Annotated in this window: 17 protein-coding genes; 5 read left to right on the top strand and 12 right to left on the bottom strand. The window is 64.2% G+C overall.

The genetic code is table 11. From position 1 onward, the window contains the following. Positions 1-54: 54 nt before the first annotated feature. Together IVA74_RS13540 and IVA74_RS13535 are read right to left on the bottom strand one after the other, a co-directional pair. On the bottom strand, positions 55-1143 hold the full coding sequence (locus IVA74_RS13540; RefSeq protein ID WP_007605188.1) for a Zn-dependent alcohol dehydrogenase: 1089 nt from the start codon (positions 1141-1143) through the stop codon (positions 55-57). Between the two features lie 44 nt (positions 1144-1187). After that, positions 1188-2972, bottom strand: coding sequence for an acyl-CoA dehydrogenase family protein (locus IVA74_RS13535; protein ID WP_247344163.1), 1785 nt, complete (start codon positions 2970-2972; stop codon positions 1188-1190). Positions 2973-3203: 231 nt separating this feature from the next. Between IVA74_RS13535 and IVA74_RS13530 the strand changes: the two genes are divergently transcribed. Continuing rightward, the gene (locus IVA74_RS13530) at positions 3204-3905 is read left to right on the top strand and encodes an SDR family NAD(P)-dependent oxidoreductase (protein WP_247344160.1); all 702 of its coding nucleotides are present in this window, start codon (positions 3204-3206) and stop codon (positions 3903-3905) included. Between the two features lie 122 nt (positions 3906-4027). Next, complete coding sequence (locus tag IVA74_RS13525) at positions 4028-4858, top strand: enoyl-CoA hydratase (RefSeq protein WP_247344157.1); 831 nt, start codon at positions 4028-4030, stop codon at positions 4856-4858. A gap of 228 nt (positions 4859-5086) precedes the next feature. Here IVA74_RS13525 and IVA74_RS13520 read toward each other — a convergent pair whose 3' ends face one another. Both IVA74_RS13520 and IVA74_RS13515 read right to left on the bottom strand, forming a co-directional pair. After that, positions 5087-5710, bottom strand: coding sequence for a GNAT family N-acetyltransferase (locus IVA74_RS13520; RefSeq protein ID WP_247344154.1), 624 nt, complete (start codon positions 5708-5710; stop codon positions 5087-5089). Between the two features lie 80 nt (positions 5711-5790). Then, positions 5791-5994, bottom strand: a complete 204-nt coding sequence (locus tag IVA74_RS13515; protein WP_247344151.1) for a DUF1127 domain-containing protein — start codon at positions 5992-5994, stop codon at positions 5791-5793. A gap of 110 nt (positions 5995-6104) precedes the next feature. Between IVA74_RS13515 and IVA74_RS13510 the strand changes: the two genes are divergently transcribed. Continuing rightward, on the top strand, positions 6105-7004 hold the full coding sequence (locus IVA74_RS13510; RefSeq protein WP_247344148.1) for a transcriptional regulator GcvA: 900 nt from the start codon (positions 6105-6107) through the stop codon (positions 7002-7004). Between the two features lie 140 nt (positions 7005-7144). Beyond that, on the top strand, positions 7145-8491 hold the full coding sequence (locus tag IVA74_RS13505; RefSeq protein ID WP_247344145.1) for an MFS transporter: 1347 nt from the start codon (positions 7145-7147) through the stop codon (positions 8489-8491). Positions 8492-8540: 49 nt separating this feature from the next. On the opposite strand, the gene IVA74_RS13500 is transcribed toward IVA74_RS13505, so the two are convergent. From IVA74_RS13500 to IVA74_RS13490, 3 genes are read right to left on the bottom strand one after another with little or no spacing between them, the layout of a single operon-like run. Then, the gene (locus IVA74_RS13500; protein WP_008541477.1) at positions 8541-8954 is read right to left on the bottom strand and encodes a Rieske (2Fe-2S) protein; all 414 of its coding nucleotides are present in this window, start codon (positions 8952-8954) and stop codon (positions 8541-8543) included. After that, positions 8954-10063 (bottom strand): amidohydrolase family protein, encoded by a 1110-nt coding sequence (locus IVA74_RS13495; protein WP_247344141.1) that lies wholly within the window; start codon positions 10061-10063, stop codon positions 8954-8956. Before IVA74_RS13495 ends, IVA74_RS13500 begins: the two co-directional genes overlap by 1 nt. A gap of 24 nt (positions 10064-10087) precedes the next feature. Beyond that, positions 10088-11146, bottom strand: coding sequence for an amidohydrolase family protein (locus IVA74_RS13490; protein ID WP_247344139.1), 1059 nt, complete (start codon positions 11144-11146; stop codon positions 10088-10090). 168 nt (positions 11147-11314) lie between these two features. On the opposite strand from IVA74_RS13490, the gene IVA74_RS13485 reads away from it, so the two are divergent. After that, positions 11315-11797 (top strand): CinA family protein, encoded by a 483-nt coding sequence (locus IVA74_RS13485; RefSeq protein ID WP_247344137.1) that lies wholly within the window; start codon positions 11315-11317, stop codon positions 11795-11797. Positions 11798-11939: 142 nt separating this feature from the next. Here the strand turns inward: IVA74_RS13485 and IVA74_RS13480 are convergent, their stop codons facing one another. The 5 genes from IVA74_RS13480 to IVA74_RS13460 all read right to left on the bottom strand — a co-directional run bounded on the left by IVA74_RS13480 (position 11940) and on the right by IVA74_RS13460 (position 17227). Beyond that, complete coding sequence (locus IVA74_RS13480) at positions 11940-13412, bottom strand: amidase (RefSeq protein ID WP_247344135.1); 1473 nt, start codon at positions 13410-13412, stop codon at positions 11940-11942. Positions 13413-13517: 105 nt separating this feature from the next. Next, complete coding sequence (mbfA, locus tag IVA74_RS13475) at positions 13518-14489, bottom strand: iron exporter MbfA (protein ID WP_247344133.1); 972 nt, start codon at positions 14487-14489, stop codon at positions 13518-13520. 67 nt (positions 14490-14556) lie between these two features. After that, positions 14557-15705 (bottom strand): alpha/beta hydrolase, encoded by a 1149-nt coding sequence (locus IVA74_RS13470; protein WP_247344128.1) that lies wholly within the window; start codon positions 15703-15705, stop codon positions 14557-14559. A 25-nt stretch (positions 15706-15730) separates the two neighbouring features. Next, the gene (locus IVA74_RS13465; protein WP_247344125.1) at positions 15731-16600 is read right to left on the bottom strand and encodes an MBL fold metallo-hydrolase; all 870 of its coding nucleotides are present in this window, start codon (positions 16598-16600) and stop codon (positions 15731-15733) included. A 15-nt stretch (positions 16601-16615) separates the two neighbouring features. Beyond that, entirely contained in the window at positions 16616-17227 is a 612-nt protein-coding gene (locus tag IVA74_RS13460) for a glutathione S-transferase family protein (protein WP_247344122.1), read from the bottom strand. Positions 17228-17278: the final 51 nt, after the last annotated feature.

The following is a 17278-nucleotide window of genomic DNA, read 5'->3' as shown; positions in this document are numbered from 1 at the left end:
CGGTCAAGCCGGGGGGCTGATAGCTGTTTCGGAGCAACACGGGAGCGCCGGCAATCAGCTGTCGAATATGATGACGCTGCGCAGCGTCTTGCCGGCTTTCATGTTGGCAAAACCTTCGTTGATCTCGGAGAGCTTCAGCTTGGCCGAAATCCAGTCTTCCAGATGCAGCCGTCCGCGCAGGTAGAAATCCACCAGCCGCGGCATGTCGACGCGAAAGTGGTTCGAGCCCATCGAGGAGCCCTGGATCCTGCGCTCGCGCAGGAAGTCGAAGCCGTGCAGCTCGATCTTCTGGCCGAACGGAATCATGCCGACGATGGTGGCCGTGCCGCCCGAGGCGAGCATGCCGAAAGCCTGCTCGGCGGTCTCCTTGCGGCCGAGCACCTCGAAGGAATGATGCACGCCGCCATTGGTGAGATCGCGCACCTGCTTCACGACGTCGCCGTCGGCAGGGTTGATGATGTCGGTAGCGCCCAGCTTGGTCGCGAGCTGCAGCTTTGCCGGATTCGTGTCGATGGCAATGATGCGGCCGGCACCCGCGATCTGCGCGCCGTTGATCGCAGCCATGCCGACACCGCCGCAGCCGATCACGGCCACGGTCTCGCCGGCCGTCACCTTCGCCGTGTTCACGACCGCGCCATAGCCGGTGATGACGCCGCAGCCGATCAGCGCGGCGAGATCGAGCGGCATCTCCTTGCGGATTTTGACGATCGCGTTCTCATGCACCAGCATCTGCTCGGCGAAGGAGGAAAGATTGAGGAACTGATGCAGCTTCTCCGAGCGGGCCCACTGCATCCGATTGGAGGCACCCGGCAGCAATTTCACCGTGGTGTCGGTGCAGAGCACCGTGCGGCCCGTGGTGCAATTGTCGCAGGTACCGCAGAACACCGACAAACAGGTGACCACGTGATCGCCGGGCTTCACATAAGTCACGTCGGAGCCGACCTGCTCGACGACACCGGCGGACTCGTGCCCGAGCACCGCGGGCAGCGGATGCGGATAGAGCCCCTCCATGAAGTGCAGATCGGAGTGGCAGAGACCCGCCACCGACGTGCGGATCAGGACCTCGCGCGGCCCGGGCTTCGGCAGGCTGACATCCTCGATGACCAGGGGTTTGTTGACTTCATGGAGGACGGCGGCCTTCATCGAGCACTCCCTATCGCTTTTTTTGCTTTGAACGCCGGTGCAGCCTACGCTGCCAGAACCAGTTCGCCAACCTCGCTCATATCAGCTGCGCGCTCGCCGAGCAGCAGCGCGGCGATCTTCTGCTGCACGGCATTTTCCGTCAGCCGGAACGGATCGCTCGGGGACACCCGGTGATCGATCACCAGCCGCGACATCAGCAGCCTTCGCGCATCGCCGCGCATGTCGTGAATGCGGTGCGCCTCCCAGGCGAGTGCGAGGGCACTGGCGACATGATAGAGCAGGCTAGTGGCGCGGCGCGCATCGGCCTCGTTGTCGGCCCTGCCCGCGACCTCGCGCGCGAAGCCGACTGCGCGATCGGTGAGAATATGCAGCCGGTCGCGCCAGGCCTGCGGCACCGAGGGGCTGTCATCGAGCCGGGCGTGCAGATCGGCGGCGAGCGCAGATTCGGCGCCGTGGCGTCCGACCGCGCGCCTCAGCGCATCAATCGCGACGATGTTGCCGGTGCCTTCCCAGACCGAGCCGAGATGCGCGTCGCGCAGCAGCCGCGCGGTCGCGAATTCCTCGATGTAGCCGATGCCGCCGCGCATCTCGAGCGCATCGCCGCAGACCTTTCGCGCATCACGCGTGGCGCGGAATTTCAGTGTCGGGGTCAGAATGCGAAGCAGCGCAGCGGCATCCTGGCTGCCGGCCTCGGCGCGATCGAGCGCGTCGGCGGTGAGAAAGCTCATCGACAGTGCTTGCTCGACCGGCAGCATGATCTTCAGCATCTGGCGCCGGCCCAGCGGCAGGTCGATGATGCGATTGCCGAACACCACGCGGTTCTTCGCCACCGTCATCGCGTCGTGATAGGCCCGGCGCATCAGCGCCGTGGATTTCACGCCATTTGAAAGACGCGACGAGTTCACCATCTCGGCCATCTGCACGAAGCCGCGGTCGAGCTTGCCGACCGCATAGGCGATCGCGCCTTCGAGCTTGATCTCGCCTGACGCCATCGAGCGCGTGCCGAGCTTGTCCTTCAGGCGCACGATCCGGTAGTGGTTCTGCGAGCCGTCGTCGAGGAAGCGCGGCATCAGGAACAGGCCGACGCCGCGCGTTCCGGGGCCGGCGCCTTCGGGGCGCGCCAGCAGCATCACGATTTTAGCGTCGGCGTTCGAGCAGAACCATTTCTCTCCGGTGAGGCGCCAATGGTCGCCCTCCTGCACGGCCGTCGTGGTGAGCGTGCCGACGTCGGAGCCACCTTCCTTCTCGGTCATGAACTGGCCGCCTTGGGTCAGCTTGCTCATGTCGGTCTGGGTCAGGCCATCGAGATATTTCGCCTTCAGCGCATCACTGCCGAAATTCGCAAGAAGTTTCGCGCAGCCGTCGGTGACGTTGATCGGGCAGCCCATGCCGAATTCGGTCTGGTTGAACAGGAAAGTGAAGGCGTGTTTCGCTACGACCGGATATTTGTCCGGCCAGCCCATGATGCCCTTGCGGATCGATAGCGCGTGGATGCCGAACTCGCCGAAGGCCGCGTCCTCCAACTCGCGATAGGCCGGGTGGTATTCGATCCACTGCACGTCGCGGCCGAACTTGTCGCGCTGGTGCAACACCGGCGTGTGCCAGTCGGCGAGCCGCGCGCAGTCGTCGAGGGGGCCGCCGGCGAGTCCACCGAGGCGATCGAGATGCGGCTCGATGTGGCGGAACAGCTTCTCCGGCAGATGGATGCGCAGGAGATCCGTCAACGCCTGATCGGCGCGGTAGAAATTCATGCCAGTGGTATCGGGAGCCAGCAGTCCGGATGGTGCGGCCGCGACCTGTTTTGCCTGCGCGGGGGCCGGCTTGTGCATGATCGTCCTCTTCGTTTCCGCCTTACGGACATCTTACGCCGATTTGGCGCTTGCCGCTTGAGATGATGTCGATCATGCTCCAGTCGCGAAAGCGGAGAAAGCCGCAAATCGTCAGGGAGGCATGATCGCCGTGAGGGAGCAATTCGCTCTGCGGAATTGTGATCGTCCCGGCTGGTTGTCCGCACGGACCGTGCATAGATCAGCGGCTTCCCGTCTGCGAGAGATCACGCCATGGAACACCCGAAATACAAGATCGCCCTCATCGTCGGCGCCGGCGAAGGCCTGAGCGCCTCGCTGGCGCGGCTATTGTCTGCCCAGGGCATCCGCGTCGCGCTGGCCGCGCGAAAAATCGAGAAACTTGGCGCGCTCTGCAGCGAGACCGGCGCCAAGGCCTATGCCTGCAACGCCACCGAGCCCGAGGAGGTCGAGCGCTTGTTTGGCCTCGTCGAACGCGAGATCGGCACGCCCGACGTGGTCGTCTACAACGCCAGCGGTCGCGCGCGCGGGCCGTTCGTCGATCTCGTCCCGGCCGACGTGGCGCAGGCGATCGCGGTCAGCGCCTATGGCGGCTTCCTGGTGGCGCAGCAGGCGGCAAAACGCATGCTGCCCAGCAAGCACGGCGCGATCCTGTTCACCGGCGCTTCGGCAAGCGTCAAGGGCTATGCGCAGTCGGCCCCGTTCGCGATGGGCAAGTTCGCGCTGCGCGGCCTCGCGCAGAGCATGGCACGCGAACTGTCGCCGCAAGGCATCCACATCGCGCATTTTGTCATCGACGGCGGCATCCGCAGCGCCGCGCGCACGGAGCCCGAAGACAAGCCGGGTTCGATGCTCGATCCCGATGCCATCGCGGAGAGCTACTGGAACGTGTTGCAGCAGCCGCGCAGCGCCTGGAGCTGGGAGCTCGAGTTGCGGCCCTGGGTGGAGAAGTTTTGAGGGCGATAACGTCACAACGCCGTCATTGCGAGCGAAGCGAAGCAATCCAGAATGCTTCCGCGGAAAAAGGCTGGATTGTTTCCTCGCTTCGCTCCTCGCAATGACGAAAAAGAGGGAGCGACATGACCACGGAAACCACCATCGACACCGGCACCAATGAACTCCTCTGCGTGATCCGTGATCGCGTCGCATTGATCACGCTGAACCGGCCCGAGGCGCGCAACTCGCTGTCAGACGCGCTGACGCCGGCGCTGCGCACGATGATCCGCAGCTGCGGCGAGAATCCCGATGTCGGCGCGCTGCTGCTCACCGGCGCCGGCGAAGCTTTTTGCGCCGGCGGCAACGTCAAGGGCATGGGCGCGCATCGCGACCCGAAGAAGCTGGAGGTGTCGCTGGAAGACCGCGTGGCCGATCTCCAGGAGCGGCAGCGGCTGCTCACCGGCGCGCTGGTGTCGGTGCGCAAGCCGACCATCGCGGCGCTCCCCGGTCCGGCGGTCGGCGCGGGGCTGGCCATCGCCATGGCCTGCGACATCCGCATCGCCGCGCAATCGGCCTTCGTGGCCACCGGCTATGCCCGCATCGCGCTCAGCGGCGATTACGGTATCGCGTGGCTGTTGACGCGGCTCGTCGGCACGGCGCGGGCGCGCGAGTTGCTGTTCACCGGCGATCGCGTGGACGCAGCGCGTTGTGAGGCGATCGGGCTCGTCAACCGCGTGGTGCCCGACGACAAATTGCAGGCAGAGGCCTTCGCACTGGCGAAATCCCTCGCTGAAGGCCCGCGCCTCGCGCTTCGCTACATGAAGGACAACCTCGACGAGGCCCTGCAGTTCGACTTCGAAACCGCGCGCGATCATGAGGCTGAACGGCTGATCCGCCTGACCACGACCGCCGATCACAAGGAGGCGGTGCAGGCGTTTATCGAGAAGCGCAAGGCGGTGTTCAGGGGGAAGTAGGGCTTCCGAAAGTGGTTGACCGTCACCCTGAGGTGCCGGAGCGAAGCGGAGGCCTCGAAGGGCGACGGCCCCGCTGTTGCCGCGGCGAAAATAAAAACCAGCCGGGCCGTCCATCCTTCGAGGCCCGTTCTGCGGAAGACCGCAGAACGAGCGCCTCAGGATGACGGTTTATGAATGGGATAAAAAAATGCCCGGCTCTGGTTTTCGCCAGGCCGGGCTCGAGTGGTGTCAGGCCGAGGCTGAGGGGCTTTCGGCCCGACGGGAAAGGGTGATGAGGCGCCAGCTCGCGCAGGGAATGTCCTTTGGTGCGACGCTGATCTCCTTGTCGAAGCGGACGAGTTTCCAGTCATCAGGATGATTGACGAAGGCAAAGCCGGATTTGCGCGCGAGCGAAATCATGGCCTCGTTGGAGCGGAGCGTGTCGCCGAGCATGCGCTCGGCACCGAGCGCAGCCGCGCGGCACTCGAGATTCTTCATGAGCACGGTGGCGATGCCGTGGCCCTGCCAGTGATCGTCGACCGACAGGCCGAATTCAACCGTCGCGGTTTCGGCATGCAGCGCGTAGCGCGCTTCGGCGACGATGGTCTCGAAGCCGTCGACCATCATGGTCGCGACCACCGTAAAACGATCGCGCTCGCCGACCTGAAGGAAGTCGTGAAGCAGGCTTTTCGGCAGCTCGCTGATCCCGCCGAAGAAACGGTTGTAGCGGGAGCGGGTCGAGAGCGAGCGGACATAGTGCTGGAGCTCGTCGGTGTCGCGCGGTTCGACGAAGCGAACGCTCACCGGCTCACCGTGCCGGGTGCGCAGCGAGTCCGAATATTGCTTCAAATCTTCCAGGCGGAGGGTGCTCATGACACATGCCCACAAGGGACGTCAAGGAAGAAGGGACCGCCGGCGCCCCTGTGATCAGGCGGCGCCGGCCTGGCGGCCAATCAGGCCCGCCAGAAGGGTTTGTCGGCCTCAAAGGCCACATCGCTCCAGGACAGTCCGACGTCCTGGAGGTCACGCGCGGACCAGTTGGTCAGCTCACGCCGGGTCCGGTAGCGCTCGTGCCAGACGTGAAGGGTCTCGCCAATCTGGTGGATCAGGCCGGGCGCATGATGATTTGTCATCGAATTCTGGGTCAAAGTAGACATTTTCAGCTCCTGGAGCTAAGTTGACCGCTTATATCTGCTTCCTACTGCGCTGCGACAAACGACAATTTGTACTCTTTCGCATGAAATAACGTCATGTATCCTGCTGCCAGATGACTGCCAGATTGCCTTCCCTGAACGGATTGCGGGCCTTTGAAGCCGCCGCGCGCCATCTCAGTTTCACGCTGGCCGCTTCCGAGCTGAATGTGACCCAGACTGCGATCAGCCATCAGATCCGCAGGCTGGAGGAGGAGCTCGGCATCCGCCTGTTCGTCCGGCAGAACCGCGCGCTGGCGCTGACACCGGAGGCGCGCGACTATCTGCCGGGCGTCCGCGCCGCCTTCAACGACCTCCGCCTTGCCACCGATCGGCTGCTGCGCAAGGACGACGACAAGGTGCTGACCGTCTCGACGCTGGCCTCGCTCGCCGCAAAATGGCTGCTGCCGCGGCTCACTGATTTCCAGGAGCACCATCCCGGCATCGACGTCCGCATCACCACCTCGACCAGCCTGGTCGATTTTCAGCGCGACAATGTCGACGCCGCGATCCGCTACGGGCGCGGCCAGTGGCCGGGCTTGCGCGCCGACTGGCTGATGGCGGACGAGCTGTTTCCGGTGTGCAGCCCATCTTTGTTGCACGGGGGCAAGCCGCTGCGCTCTCCGGAGGACCTCAAGAGCCATATGCTGCTGCACACCTCCAACGCCAATAGCGACGACTGGCGGCTGTGGTTGACGGCGGCGGGTCTGCCGGCCGACATCGCCAGGCAGCCCGGCATCACCTTCGACATGATCTTCATGACCATCCAGGCCGCGATCGACGGCATCGGCGTGGCGATGGGGCGGACCTCCTACGTCCGGGACGACATCGCCAAGGGCCGGCTCGTCGTTCCGTTCAAGATCGCGCTGCCGGCCGACGCCGGTTTCTACCTGGTCGCGCCGGAGGGCCGCCGCGAGGCCCCGAAGCTCGCCGCATTCCGCGAATGGATGATTGCTGCAACGCAAAATATAGCCTGAAAATCATCGGCTCCGCCGGCGAATTGAGTTGACGCGCCGCGGCCAGCGCGAGAGGGGTAGGGCAGATTGTCGCAGCAACTATCCGTCGCCTGCCGTGAAGTGAGTTCCGGTCCGGCTACGTCTTCCAGGGGAGTGACGCCATGGCTGGACCAGCAGCATCAACCAATCCGCCCGAGATCAAGTCGCGCATCGGCGCAATCCTGCGTGCAACGAGCGGCAATTTCCTCGAGCAGTTCGACTTCTTCCTGTTCGGCTTCTATGCGCAAGATATCGCAAAGGCGTTTTTCGCCGCCGCGGACGAGACCGCGGCGCTACTCAATGCCTACGGCGTGTTTTGGCTCGGTGCTCTGATGCGTCCGGTCGGCGCGATCGTACTAGGTGCCTATATCGACCGCATCGGCCGTCGCCAAGGGCTGATCGTCACGCTCGCGCTGATGGCGCTCGGTACCGTGGTGATCGCCTTCTGCCCGTCCTACGCCGCAATCGGCGTTGCCGCCCCGGTTATCGTCCTGATTGGCCGGTTGATACAGGGGTTCTCCGCCGGCGTGGAGCTGGGCGGCGTCTCTGTTTATCTTTCCGAGATCGCGACGCCCGGCAATCGCGGCTTTTACACCTCGTTCCAATCTTCCAGTCAGCAGGTCGCGATCTTTGTGGCTGCGGTCATCGGCTTTATCCTGAGGGAAGTCATGCCCAGCGACACGTTCTTGGACTCCCTCGGCGGAATCGCGAAGTGGCGCATCCCGTTCCTTATCGGCTGCATCATCATCCCCGTCATTTTCATGTTGCGGCGCTCGCTTGAGGAAACGCCGGCCTTCCTGGCCATGAAGAGACATCCGACCGCAAGCGAGGTGTTCGCTTCGGCGCTCGCGAACTGGCGCATTGTCGTCCTCGGCATGATGATCGCGGTCCTGACCACGACGACTTTCTATTTCATCACGGTGTATGCCCCCGGCTTTGGCAAGCAGCTCAACCTTTCGCCCACGGGGACATTGCTCGTGACCCTTTTCGTTGCGGTGACCAACTTCATCTGGAATCCGGTCGGCGGTGCGGTATCCGATCGCATCGGCCGCAAGCCGGTGCTGCTGACGATCGCAGGCCTATCGCTAGTCACCGCTTACCCGGCGCTGTCCTGGCTCGCGGCAGAGCCCACTCTCGGAAAGCTGCTGGCGGTGCAGATGATGTTCTCGTTCTACTTTGGCGTTTACAGCGGCACGATGCTGGGATGTCTGGTCGAGATCGTCCCGGCGCATGTCCGTACCACCTGTTTCTCGATCGCTTTCGCGATGGCTGCAGGCATCTTCGGCACGTCCACCCCCATTGTCGCTACCAAACTGATCAGCATGACCAATGGCGACAAGGCTTCGCCGGCGTACTGGCTCATGTTCGGCGCGGCGCTCGGCATCATCGCCGCGCTCGTCGTTTATCGCGGCGGCGGCAAGACGGTGCCGACATATGATGCGGTGGCGGAGCCGGTTGCCGGACACTGAATGTCATTCCGGGGCCGCCCTTCGGGCGCCCCGGAATGACGGCGGGAGCTTACAACTCCACCACCACGTAATCGCTCTCGACCTTTACCGGGATCGTCTCGGCGACATACGGCCCCTTGACCACGCTCGCACCCGGCTCGACATGGGCCGGATAGGCCTTCACGCGGAAGCGGCGGGGGTCGCAGTAGGACTGGCCGGTGCGGATGTCGAACTCCCAGCCGTGCCAGGGGCAGCGGATGATCTCGCCGAGTTTGGTATACTCGATCTCGCCGGGGTCACTGGATTGCGCGAGCCCGATCAGCGGTCCCTCGCACAGCGCCGCGCCCTGATGCGGGCAGCGGTTCATCAGGCCGAAATATTCGCCCTTGATGTTGAAGACCGCGATCGGCCGCCCGTCGATCTCCAGAAATTTTCGCGTGCCGGGCGGCAGTTCATCCACCGCGGCAATGACGTGTCTTGCCATCAGGGCATGCCGTACAGCTTCTTCGCATTGCCCAGATAGAACGCCTCGCGATCGGCCTCGCCGACGCCCGCCGGCAAGACGCGCGACGGCTCGTCATAGTCCCAATGCGGGTAGTCGGTCGCGAACAGCAGCCGGTCCCAGCCGATCCACTTGATGACGTCGAACAGATCCTCGCGCCGCTCCGGATCCTCCATCGGCTGCGTCGTGTACCACACCCGCTCGCGGATATATTCCGACGGCGGCCGTTTGACGTGCGGCACCTCGCTCCTGAGCCGCTGCCAGACCTTGTCGAGCCGCCACGCCAGTGACGGCGCCCAGCCGAAGCCGGCTTCGATCATCACCATCTTCAATTTCGGGAAGCGCTCGAACACGCCCTCCAGCACCAGACTCGCAAGCGCCGATTGCTGGCACTGCGAGTGCCCCACCATCTCCTCGATGTAGTAGCTCGGCCAGCCCGACGGCGTGATCGGGTTGCCGCCGAAGCCGAAGGCGTGGACGCCGACGGGAAGGCCGGCCTCTTCCGCGGCCTGATAGATCGGCCAGTAGCGGCGCTGTCCGAGTGGCTCGACATTGCGGCTGAGCAAAAGCACCTGCACGAAATTCTTGTCGCCGGCGCGCTCGCGGATTTCGGCCGCGGCCGACGGGCCGTCCTCGTTGCCGACGACGATGGACGCCTTCAGCCGCTTGTCCTTGCTGGTCCATTTGTCGATCTGCCAGTCGTTGATCGCCGAGCACAGCGCCGCCGAGAGCTCGTGATTGCGGATGCCCTGCCCGGTGTTGAGCGGATTGAGCACGCCGAGCTGCACGTTGTTGGGATCGAGCAACTGCTTCCGCATGAAGGAGAGCGAAGAGCCCTGCGGCCCGCCTTCCGGCGGATAGGCGTCGCGGCGCGAGGCGTTGGGCTGAGCCTTCGGATAGGGCGGGCCCTCCATCATGCCCTGATACGCATGGACGCCGTAGACTTCGAGATGATGCTGCCAGCGTTTGGCGAGGTAGGGATAGAGCTCGGCGCGGGTCGCGCGTGCCGGATGGATGTCGCAGTCCGCGATCGCGGTTTTGACGGTCAGTGGGGAAGCGGCTTCGGAGCTTTCGCGGAACTGAATATTCATCGCCTTGCCTCCTTTGGCAGCGGGCTAAGTCAGGCGGGGATAGGTTGCATGCGGATTGTCGCTCATGATCTTGCGCACGAGATCGGGGGTTAGACCTGCGGGCAGCGCGTCCTGGCCGTCGAACTGCCAGTGCGGGTAGTCCGTGGAGAATAGAACCAATTCATCCGACTGCATATGATCAAACAGGCGAATTAATGTCGCCTCATCCGGCGGCGCATCGAACGGCTGTAACGAGAAGCGGATGTTGCTGCGCACAATGTCCAGCGGCGCGCGATCGACCCACGGCGTCTCCATCCGCACGCCGCGCCAGAACTTGTGAAGGCGCCAGAGAAAGGGGGAGATCCAGGAGACGCCGGATTCCAGCATCACCATCTTCAAGCGCGGATATCTGGCGAACACGCCCTCGACGATCAGGCTGGTGAGCTGGGTCTGGAACGCCTGGGCCTGACCGACATAGTCCTCGATGTGATAGGAACCCCACCCCACAGCCGTCGGCGGATTGTGATAGGCGGAACCGGCATGCACGCCGATCGGCAGCTCCAGCCGTTCCGCCGCCTCGTAGATCGGCCACAGCGCGCGCTTGCCGAGGGGCGTGTCGCCCATCACCAGCATCAGCACCTGCACGAAGCGGCGGTCCTGCGCGCAGCGCTCGATCTCGGCGACGGCCTTCTCGATGCTTTGCGTGGGGATCACGATCGAGCCGCGCAGCCGCGGATCGCGATCGAGCCATTCTTTCGCGAGCCACTCGTTCAGCGCGCGGCAGAAGGCGGCCTGCAGATCCTCCGAAAACACCATCTGCACGCCATAAAGCGGATTGCAGATGGCGTGCGAGAGCTGGAAGGGATCGAGCACATGGCGCTGCATGTCCGCCAGGCTCTCGCCCGGCTTGCCGCTTTCAGGGCGCCAGTCGGGCCGCGCCGTGATCGGCGAGTTCTGCGGATAGGACTGCGAGATGAGATCGACCATGCCGCGCGTCGTCACCTGATCGCGCCAATAGTCATTCAGGTACGGCAGCAGGCTGGTCAGATGCGGCACGGCCGGATGCACATCGCAATCCACCCCGCCGGCGATCAGGGACGCCATGACGTCTCCCTTTTACGTTTCCTCTTGACGTTCCGCTTGCGCAGCGCTTAGCCGCGCCGTCTTGCGCCTGCCATTCAAGCAGGCCTGCCCGTCGTCCGCAACTCGGCCAATGGCGCTGTCATATGCTAGGAAGGCACAGCTCGGTTGCGAGGATCAGAGGTGCAGGACATGAAAGAGCTCGTCTGTATTGCGGAACAGGTCGCGGCGAAACTGATCGCGCGCAAACAGACCATTGCCGTGGCCGAATCCTCCACCGGCGGCCTGATCGCGGCCAGCCTGCTCGCGATGCCCGGCGCGTCCGCCTACTTCCTCGGCGGCGCCGTGGTCTACACCCGCGACGCCAGGCGCGTGCTGATGGATATTTCGGACGGAGGAATGAAGGGCTTTCGCTCCTCGTCGGAGCCCTACGCGCAACTGTTGGCCGAGCAGATGCGCGGCCGCTTCAACTGCGACTGGGGCCTGTCCGAGACCGGCGCCGCCGGTCCCACCGGCAACCGCTACGGCGATGCGGCAGGCCACAGCTGCATGGCGGTTGCCGGTCCCGCCGCAGAGGTGATGACGCTGGAGACAGGCAGCAACGACCGCTTCGCCAACATGCAGACGTTCGCGGCGACAGCGTTGAATTTGCTGTTGAAGAACTTGGACCGGTGACCTCCGGGCGCGCGAAGCATCGAGCCGGAATCTGGCAGCTGTTCTGCACCGTCATTGCGAGGAGCTCTTGCGACGAAGCAATCCAGTGTCCCTCCGCGGATGGATTTCTGGATTGCTTCGCTTCGCTCGCAATGACGAGCACTTAATCATCAAACCTCTTCGGCGGCACGAACCCGCCGAACTCGCGTTCGATCAGCGCGGCGAGCTTCAGCGGCGTGCGGTCCTCGAGGAATGGCCCGATGATTTGAACGCCGACCGGTAGGCCGTCCTTCGACAGACCGAGCGGAATAGCCGTTGCAGGCAGGCCCGTCAGTGTGGCGATGCCGGGCCAGGCGAGCTGGTCCGGATAGGCAAAGTCCTTGCCGTCGATGTTGATCCGGCGCGCCTCCTGCTGCGGCGAATGATCATGCGGGTAAGCGGGGGTAGGCATGATCGGGCAGATCACCGTATCGAATGTCCTGAACAAATGCCGCCATTGCGCGCGCAGGCCGGCGCGAGCGCCCTCGTCGAACACCCAGGCCTGATGTGTGCTGGTCATGCCACGCAGCCGCTCGGCAGACAGGCCTTTGTCTTCTGGTGAGAGCTGCGCTGCCCCGGCACGCGCGCCGGCGAGAATGTCCGGCGGAAGGAAGGCGCCCAGAAAGCCCATCAGCATGCGCATGTAGAGGCGAGAGGACTCCGTGAAGTCGGGAAACAGCGGGCTTTCGCGGGTGATGCTCGCACCTGCGCCCGCCAATTGTTCCGCCAGCTTCTCGATCGCGCTGCGGATGTCGGCATTCGCAGGCAGCAACGGGTGGCTGTCGATCACCAGCACGCGGAAATCCTTTAGCGCGTCGTGTCGCGCCTCCGGCAGCGCGAGCTTGTATCCGATGCCCAGGTCCAGCGGATCGGGGCCTGCCATCACGTCGAGGAGCAGGGGCAGATCGGCTGCGCTCCGCGCCATCGGACCGATCACCGCCATATCGCGCTCCATCGGGATCGCTGGAAACGGCGGCGGCGTGTGGCCACGCGTCGGACAGAGATTGTAGGTCGGCTTGTGCGCATAGACCCCGCAATGGAAGGCGGGCACGCGCAGCGAGCCGCCGATGTCGGACCCGAGCGAGAGCGGTCCGTAGCCTGCCGCGAGCGCCGCAGACGAGCCGCCCGACGAGCCACCGGGCGTGCGGCCGAGATCGAACGGATTGTTCGTCGTGCCGTAAATATCGTTGTAGCTCTGCCAATCCCCGAGCCCAACGGGAACGTTGGTCTTGCCGAGGATAACGCCGCCAGCGTTCTTCACCCGGGTGATCGACAGCGCGTCCTCCGCCGGCTTGAAATCCTTCTGCGGCGTCCAGCCCCAGGTCGTGGGCAGGCCGGCGACGTTGTAGGATTCCTTCACCGTGATGGGGAGGCCAAGCAGCGGCTTCCGCTCGCCGCGCGCCAATGCGGCGTCCGCCTCGCGCGCGGCGCCAAGCGCGCGATCAAAATCCCGGACGCAGATCGCATTGACCTTGCCGTCGTGGCGTTCGATGCGGTCGATCGCATCCTGCGTGAGCTCGACCGACGAGACCTTCTTCGCGGTCAATGCGGCCGACAGCTCGACCGCACTCTTGAAACTCCAATCCGACTTGGCCACGGCGCTTCTCCTGCTCTTATTGCCGGAGGGATGATGCGCAGTTTGGCCGAATGCTGCAACGGCTGTTTGACGGTGATTGATATGCCGCTACAGAGCGTGAGGAGCCTACGCCGCTCCGATCAATACGCCCACCGCCAGCACGATGGCGCCGCCGAGCACGATCTGGAACACGGCCTGGAGGAACGGCGTGTCCATGTAGCGTGAGCGGATAAAGGCGATCGCCCACAATTCGAAGAACACGACGACGCCGGCGATTCCCGTCGCGATCCAGAATGCGTTCGGCCAGCTGTCCGGGACGAGATAAGGCAGGGTGTGGCCGAGGCCGCCGAGCGTCGTCATCGCGCCGCAGGTGATGCCGCGCAGCCATGGCGAGCCGCGCCCCGAGAGCGATCCGTCGTCGGACAGCGCTTCGGCGAATCCCATGCTGATGCCGGCGCCGATCGAAGCCGCGAGGCCCACCAGAAACGTTTGCCAGTTCTGATGCGTGGCGAAGGCCGCCGCGAACAGCGGCGCCAGCGTCGAGACCGATCCGTCCATCAGGCCGGCGAGGCCGGGCTGCACATATTGCAGGACGAACGTCCGCCGCCGCGTGCGATCCTCCTCGGCGCGCACGTCCGGCTTGAGGATCTCGTCGGTGAGCGCGGCGGCGCGATTCTCGTGATGCTTCTCCTCCTCGGCGAGGTCGCCGAGCAGGCGGCGCACGCCGACATCCTCGGCCTGCTCGGCGGCGCGCGCGTAGAAGCGCTCGGCTTCGAACTCCATCGTCTCGACCTCTTTGCGGATCGTGTCGAGCGTCAGGTTCTTGGTCAGCCAGATCGGGCGCCGGCGCAAAAAGCCTTTGACGTCCTCGCGGCGGATTGGCGGCAGATGCTGACCGAAGCGCTCTTCGTAGAGTTTGAGCAGACGACGCCGGTGGCCGCGTTCCTCCTCGGCCATCTCCTCGAATATCTTGGCCGTGTCCGGATAGCGCTCCCTGAGATCCTCGGCGAAGGTCATGTAGATGCGGCTGTCTTCCTCCTCGGAGGAAATCGCGACCGCGAGCACCTCGCGTTCGGTCAGATCGGCAAAGGTCTTCACGGTAGCCCTGTCTCGATAGTTTAGAATTATTCTAAACTATATAAGGCGTCAGGGTTCCCGGGTCAAATCAGGCCGGGCGGCTCTTCGCCAGGAAATCGAGCAGCAGACGGCTCACCTCGGCAGGCTGCTCCTGTTGCACCCAATGTCCGGCGCCATCGACGAGGTGGCAGCCGAGCAGCTTCGTGCAAGTCCGCGCCTGCATCGCTTCAAACACGCCGGGACGCTGATAGGTGCCCCAATCCTGCTTGCCCGAGATGAAGCAGGAGGGGACGTCGATGCTGCGGCCGGCCAACAATTGCAGCTGGCTGTTGAATGCGCCAGATGTGCCACAGCGATACCATTGCAGGCCGCCCTGGAATCCGGTGCGGCCATATTCGGCGCTGTAGTAGGCGAGCTCGCGGTCGGGCAGCCATTGATTGGCAGCGATCGTAGCCGGCGAGGGCATCTCCTTCGCCACCGTCTCGGCCATGGTCTCGTTCAGGTCCATCACATAATAGGTCGGCAGCTTCGCCAGCTCGTTCGCCGACCAGGATTTCAGCGGATACGGCTTGTTGCCGGTCCAGTCCGCGCTTTTGTGATGATAATAGGCGCGCAGAACATCATGCACGCCCTGCGGCGCGCGGTGCATGTCGGCATTCGCCGCGCGCGTCGCATAGTACCATTGATAATGCTTGCGCGGACGCGGCAGCGCGGCGAGCTCGCGATGCACGGGATCTTCGACCGGTGGCTTTGCCGGCGTGTCGATCGTGTCGAACGGCAGCGGCGGCGCTCCGCCGAACGGCGCACTCATCATCGCCACCGAACGAAACACGTCGGGCCGCATCAGGGCGCACCACGCAGCGACCGGGCTGCCGAAATCATGTCCGATCACGTCGACCTGCCTGTAGCCGAACGCCGACACCAGCCCCAGCGCGTCACGCACCAGGTTGAAGAGCGAAAAGGGCGCGAGATCGCTATCGTACTCCGCGCTCCACCCCGTCGTCCGGCCGTAGCCGCGCTGGTCCGGGGCGATCACGTGATAGCCCGCCGAGCCAAGCGCCGGCATCACCTTGCGCCAGGAGAAGGCAAGCTCGGGAAAGCCGTGCAGCAGCAGGATGCAAGGCCGCCCCTTGGTCTCGAAGCCTGCCTCCAGCACATGCATGCGCAGGCCGTTGATGTCGTCGACATAGCGTGAGCGGATGCCGGCGGGCAGGGGAATATCGGGGAGCGCTGTCATCGTGTCTCTCCACTCGGTGGAATCGCTACACCGCCGCGCAGACGAACCCGTTGCCCTTGCGCCGGATCTTGCCCACCGACGGCGACGGGAAATGCGCGGTGCAGCACAGCGTGTCTGTGTCGCAATAGCGTTCCAGGAAGCTGCGGCGCGTCGTTGCCGCCTGCGTCTGATCGACGTCGAATTTCACCGACATCTCCGGATAGAGCGTCTGGATCGGCGAATGCATGAGATCGCCGCTGAACACCGCGTCGTCCTTGCCGCGACCGAAGGTGAACGCGACATGGCCGGGCGTGTGGCCCGGCGTCGGCAGGATGCGGACGTGGTCGCCGATCTGGTGATCATTGCCGACGATCTCGTGCCGCTTGGCCTCCACCACCGGCAATACACTATCCACGAAGGGCGGCACCGGCCCCTTCGCATTCTGTTCAGTCCAGTAGTCGAACTCCTGCCTGGCGAACACGTAGCGCGCCTTCGGGAAGGTCGGCACCCAGCGGCCGTTCTCGAGCCGCGTGTTCCAGCCGACGTGATCGACATGCAGATGCGTGCACATCACGAAGTCGATGTCGTCAACGGAAAAGCCGGCGCCGGCGAGTCCGCGCAGATAGGTGTCGTCCGTCTTGATGTTCCATTTCGGCCGCTGCGGCCGGGGCTTGTCGTTGCCGATGCAGCTGTCGACCAGAATGGTGTGATGCGGCGTCTTGATGACATAGGACTGAAAGCAGAGGATCAGCGTATCCTGTTCGTCCAACGCATTTGCCTGACGCATCCATGCGCGATTCTCGGACAGCACCTCCGGCGTGAGACCGGGCATGAGGTCTAGCGCCGGCAGGAAGGTCGTCTCCTGCTCGACGACGCGATGGATGGTGAGATCGCCGACCGAGTATTTGAGGCTCATGAGGATTCCCGAGATTTAAGCCGCCGGCGGCACCGAGGTCTTCACGGAGGGCCGTTCCAGCACCTTCTGATGGAAAGCGTCGAGCTTCGGATAGGCCTTGCGCCAGCCGCAATCGGCGAAGCGGAAGTCGGCATAGCCGAGCACGCAGACGAGGCCGATCTGCGAGATGTCGAACGGGCCGTTCAGGACATCAGGCATCTTCTCGAAGCGCGCCATGCCGGTCCAGGCCCGATTCCAATGGTCGTCCGACCAAGCCTGCCATTGCAGGCCCTGCGGCCGCACCATCTTCTCGTAGCGGCACAGCAGCATGGAATCGAGCATGCCGTTGAGCAGGGAATGATTGGTCTTGGCCTGCCAGCGCCGCGGACCGTAGTCGGGGATCAGGCTGCCGCCGACCATCTCGTTGAGATATTCGACGATGACGTAGGAGTCCAAAATGACATCGCCGTCGTTGGTGATCAGCACCGGCAGCTTCTTCAGCGGCGTGATCCGCGAGTAGTCCTCGTTGGGCGTGCCCGGCGCGACGGCTGCCGGCGTGAACTCGATCTTGTCGATCAGCCCGAGCTCGATCGCGGCAATGCGCACCTTGCGGGCAAAGGGCGAGGCGGGAGAGAAGGTGAGCTTCATGGGAAATAACCGCTATCCAGACATACAAACCTCATCCTGAGGAGCGCGCCG

Source organism: Bradyrhizobium sp. 132 (assembly GCF_023074185.1).
Classification (GTDB): Bacteria; Pseudomonadota; Alphaproteobacteria; order Rhizobiales; family Xanthobacteraceae; genus Bradyrhizobium.
Note: the sequence above shows the minus strand (reverse complement) of the source record. Positions and strands in the feature narration are given on the sequence as shown.

Coding starts and splice junctions, on each gene's coding strand:
- IVA74_RS13540 (WP_007605188.1), bottom strand. CDS start 1,143: ATGAAGGCCGCCGTCCTCCATGAAGTCAACAAACCCCTGGTCATCGAG.
- IVA74_RS13535 (WP_247344163.1), bottom strand. CDS start 2,972: ATGCACAAGCCGGCCCCCGCGCAGGCAAAACAGGTCGCGGCCGCACCA.
- IVA74_RS13530 (WP_247344160.1), top strand. CDS start 3,204: ATGGAACACCCGAAATACAAGATCGCCCTCATCGTCGGCGCCGGCGAA.
- IVA74_RS13525 (WP_247344157.1), top strand. CDS start 4,028: ATGACCACGGAAACCACCATCGACACCGGCACCAATGAACTCCTCTGC.
- IVA74_RS13520 (WP_247344154.1), bottom strand. CDS start 5,710: ATGAGCACCCTCCGCCTGGAAGATTTGAAGCAATATTCGGACTCGCTG.
- IVA74_RS13515 (WP_247344151.1), bottom strand. CDS start 5,994: ATGTCTACTTTGACCCAGAATTCGATGACAAATCATCATGCGCCCGGC.
- IVA74_RS13510 (WP_247344148.1), top strand. CDS start 6,105: ATGACTGCCAGATTGCCTTCCCTGAACGGATTGCGGGCCTTTGAAGCC.
- IVA74_RS13505 (WP_247344145.1), top strand. CDS start 7,145: ATGGCTGGACCAGCAGCATCAACCAATCCGCCCGAGATCAAGTCGCGC.
- IVA74_RS13500 (WP_008541477.1), bottom strand. CDS start 8,954: ATGGCAAGACACGTCATTGCCGCGGTGGATGAACTGCCGCCCGGCACG.
- IVA74_RS13495 (WP_247344141.1), bottom strand. CDS start 10,063: ATGAATATTCAGTTCCGCGAAAGCTCCGAAGCCGCTTCCCCACTGACC.
- IVA74_RS13490 (WP_247344139.1), bottom strand. CDS start 11,146: ATGGCGTCCCTGATCGCCGGCGGGGTGGATTGCGATGTGCATCCGGCC.
- IVA74_RS13485 (WP_247344137.1), top strand. CDS start 11,315: ATGAAAGAGCTCGTCTGTATTGCGGAACAGGTCGCGGCGAAACTGATC.
- IVA74_RS13470 (WP_247344128.1), bottom strand. CDS start 15,705: ATGACAGCGCTCCCCGATATTCCCCTGCCCGCCGGCATCCGCTCACGC.
- IVA74_RS13465 (WP_247344125.1), bottom strand. CDS start 16,600: ATGAGCCTCAAATACTCGGTCGGCGATCTCACCATCCATCGCGTCGTC.
- IVA74_RS13460 (WP_247344122.1), bottom strand. CDS start 17,227: ATGAAGCTCACCTTCTCTCCCGCCTCGCCCTTTGCCCGCAAGGTGCGC.